The sequence below is a fragment of the Janthinobacterium sp. UMAB-56 genome (genome assembly GCF_900095265.1).
GTDB lineage: Bacteria > Pseudomonadota > Gammaproteobacteria > Burkholderiales > Burkholderiaceae_D > Janthinobacterium.
The window spans coordinates 1-2,501 of the sequence record NZ_LT607688.1; the positions used below are offsets into that span (position 1 = coordinate 1).

The window sequence follows — 2,501 nt, forward strand, 5'->3', positions numbered from 1 at the left end:
ATTCAGTGGTGGAGACGGCGGGAATCGAACCTACCGTAAAGCTTGGTTTCTTGGCTGTCTTAACGGTTTCACTGTCAAAATACTGACAATCTGTCTTTGTTGATGACAGCAGCTTCAATGAAAAAAGACTAAGTCGTGCTCCGGAACGAAAGTAATCTTGCTAGTCGCTGTCACGATATTGAGCGAAGGCTGCAATACCGAACAGGGACAGGAACATTATTGCCTGCGCCCATTTTGTGCCATACCAAGCATGTGTAAGTTCTCTATGTTCCCAGCTTGAATCGACCGCCATCTTGCTCACTGTGTCTAGTGACCAGTAGTCTAAAGCGGGGATGAAGAATACAAATGTGCCGGCTACTAGCCATAAAGTCCAGTTGCCTACCCTGTGCCCACGTGCCCAGGCGTAAAGCAAGCTACCGATCAGGCACGTGACCCCGAGCAATATCCAGGCGGTCGGGCCAGGTGGTAATCCGATAGTCTCGCCAACACTCTTCACAAATTGGTATACCACTACGTACACTGCAATAATTGCAATGACCACGAGAAAAGCGGCGCTGTCATCATTACGATTGCTCATTTATTTTCCTGATGGTAGTTGATATGCGGCAAATTGTATAACAATTTAACCAACAATTTAGCAGTCTTTACCTAGTAACCTCCAAAAATATTTTCTGCTTTTGATCCAGCAGTTTGATCTGCATCAGGCATCCATCGTCCATAAACCCGGGCGATCATTGTCCAGTCTGCATGCCCCATCTGCTTCGCCACCCACATCGGGTGTTCGCCGGCCGATAGCATCATGCTGGCATAAGTGTGCCGCGTTTGATAGGGGTTTCGATACCGTACACCGGCATTTTTCAGAACGCCAGTCCATAGTGTCTTGCGGATCGGCTGGTCGCCCTCCCAGCGCCGTTCCAGGCGTGGATTTTGAAAGATTTCCTCACCCTTCGCACAGGTGAACACCTTTTGCTCCTGCAACGCATGCATGGCGCGCTCCAGTAGTTTGACTTCGCGGCGGCCGGCGTTTGTCTTGGTGCTTTCTGCTGCTTTGGAGTGCTGAGTGAGGGCGCGCGTTACCATCACTACACCACGCACGAAGTCCACGTCGGCCCAATCCAGGGCCACCAGTTCGGACGTGCGCAGACCGGTCCAGAAGGCAAACTGCAGCAGGTTGCGCCCTTGGCCGGTTGCTTGCGTGAGAATCGCCGCCTGCTCTTCTTTCGTGAACGGGTCGATATCGTCCTTCGACTGCGGTGCCTCGACCTTGGAGTAGCACCAGCGCGCCAGCGGGTTCACCTCGATCAGCTCGTCTTCTATCGCGTCGTCCAGCGCCTTGCGCAGCACGCTCTGGATGTTGGCCATGGTCTTGTTGGTCGCGTTCATGGGCTCCAGCTTCGCCCGCACGTCCTTTTTTCGTAGCGCCGACAGCATGATGGTGCCGAACCAGGGGATTAGCTGGCCAACGACGATCTTGCGATAGCCGTTGTACGTGCTGGCCTTGAGGTGTTTTTTCTGCCTGTCCAGCCACTTGTCCAGAAACGCCTCGATGGTCTGCACGTCGCCGACCTGGTCGGCAAACTTGGCGGCATTGGACGATTGCGGAAAGGTGGCCGTGTAGTCAAAGCTGTTGGTGGCAATCGCGTGCAGAATCGCCGCCCGGTGGTTCTCGGCCCGCTTCAGGTTAGCGGAGGTGGGCTTGAGCGCGATCCTTTCCCGGCACCTGGTGCCGCGATACATGAAGGTGATTTCGATGCTGCTTTCCGATGCAGCTTTAACACCTCGCCCGTCTCTACCCATGATTCATACCCTTTCACGTCAATTAAAATTCGATTGTCTGGCGCCTTGATCCAGACGGCGTCTTTCGGCCAGATCCCGTCCCGGATCTTTGTTCTGATCGCGTCAGGGGTGTAGCCTGATTCGCTGGAAAACTTCGGTATGGTCATGTAGCGAAGCATTTCTTTTTCCTATTCTCGGAATCGGTTTGTATCGCCAAAGCAAACGCTTCGACCTCCGTGTATTGCGGCACCTCAGCGCCTGGCTTGCGGTAATCGCGCAGTCGACAAAATTCCTTGTAATCTGCTTCCTCGGCCGGGGAGGCCGCTGTCATGCTGGGCACCCAACAGGCGCGGCTGCTTTCTTGATCGCCTCGATGGCGCCCAGCGGCACGGCGCGGAAGATACCCGGCCACTGGTGATCCAGCTCCACCCAGGCGTGCAGCTCCCCATTGCCCACGTCGCGGCGCAGGTCGTTGACGGTGCCGGCCTGGTAGCCTTCATCGGTATCGAATGTCACGCGGTCGCCCAGGGCGATTTGCCGCGGTGAATCGGTCAGGGTGTTCAGCATTGCGGTGCTCCTTTCAGTTTGGCGGTAACGCCGCACACGCCGAAGTGGTCGAGGGCGGCCTGGATCGCGTCGCCGCTGGAAGCGGCAATCGCGGCATATTCAAAGCGTTCGGTTTGCGTGCGAACGATCACGGCATAGGTGCTCATGTGCCATTTCCT

3 protein-coding genes are annotated in these 2,501 nt (G+C 55.5%); all 3 read right to left on the reverse strand.

The features are described from left to right. Nucleotides 1-160: 160 nt before the first annotated feature. The 3 genes from K0F85_RS28215 to K0F85_RS28225 all read right to left on the reverse strand — a co-directional run bounded on the left by K0F85_RS28215 (nt 161) and on the right by K0F85_RS28225 (nt 2,343). Nucleotides 161-577: a hypothetical protein gene (locus K0F85_RS28215; RefSeq protein ID WP_219119114.1), complete on the reverse strand. Its 417-nt coding sequence runs from the start codon at nt 575-577 to the stop codon at nt 161-163. Between the two features lie 71 nt (nt 578-648). Next, complete coding sequence (locus K0F85_RS28220; RefSeq protein WP_219119115.1) at nt 649-1,797, reverse strand: Arm DNA-binding domain-containing protein; 1,149 nt, start codon at nt 1,795-1,797, stop codon at nt 649-651. Between the two features lie 306 nt (nt 1,798-2,103). Next, complete coding sequence (locus tag K0F85_RS28225) at nt 2,104-2,343, reverse strand: hypothetical protein (protein ID WP_219119116.1); 240 nt, start codon at nt 2,341-2,343, stop codon at nt 2,104-2,106. Between the last annotated feature and the right edge of the window lie 158 nt (nt 2,344-2,501).

What these genes read in the sequence shown, in the direction of transcription:
- K0F85_RS28220 (WP_219119115.1), bottom strand. Translation starts at nt 1,797, where the DNA reads ATGGGTAGAGACGGGCGAGGTGTTAAAGCTGCATCGGAAAGCAGCATC.
- K0F85_RS28215 (WP_219119114.1), bottom strand. Translation starts at nt 577, where the DNA reads ATGAGCAATCGTAATGATGACAGCGCCGCTTTTCTCGTGGTCATTGCA.
- K0F85_RS28225 (WP_219119116.1), bottom strand. Translation starts at nt 2,343, where the DNA reads ATGCTGAACACCCTGACCGATTCACCGCGGCAAATCGCCCTGGGCGAC.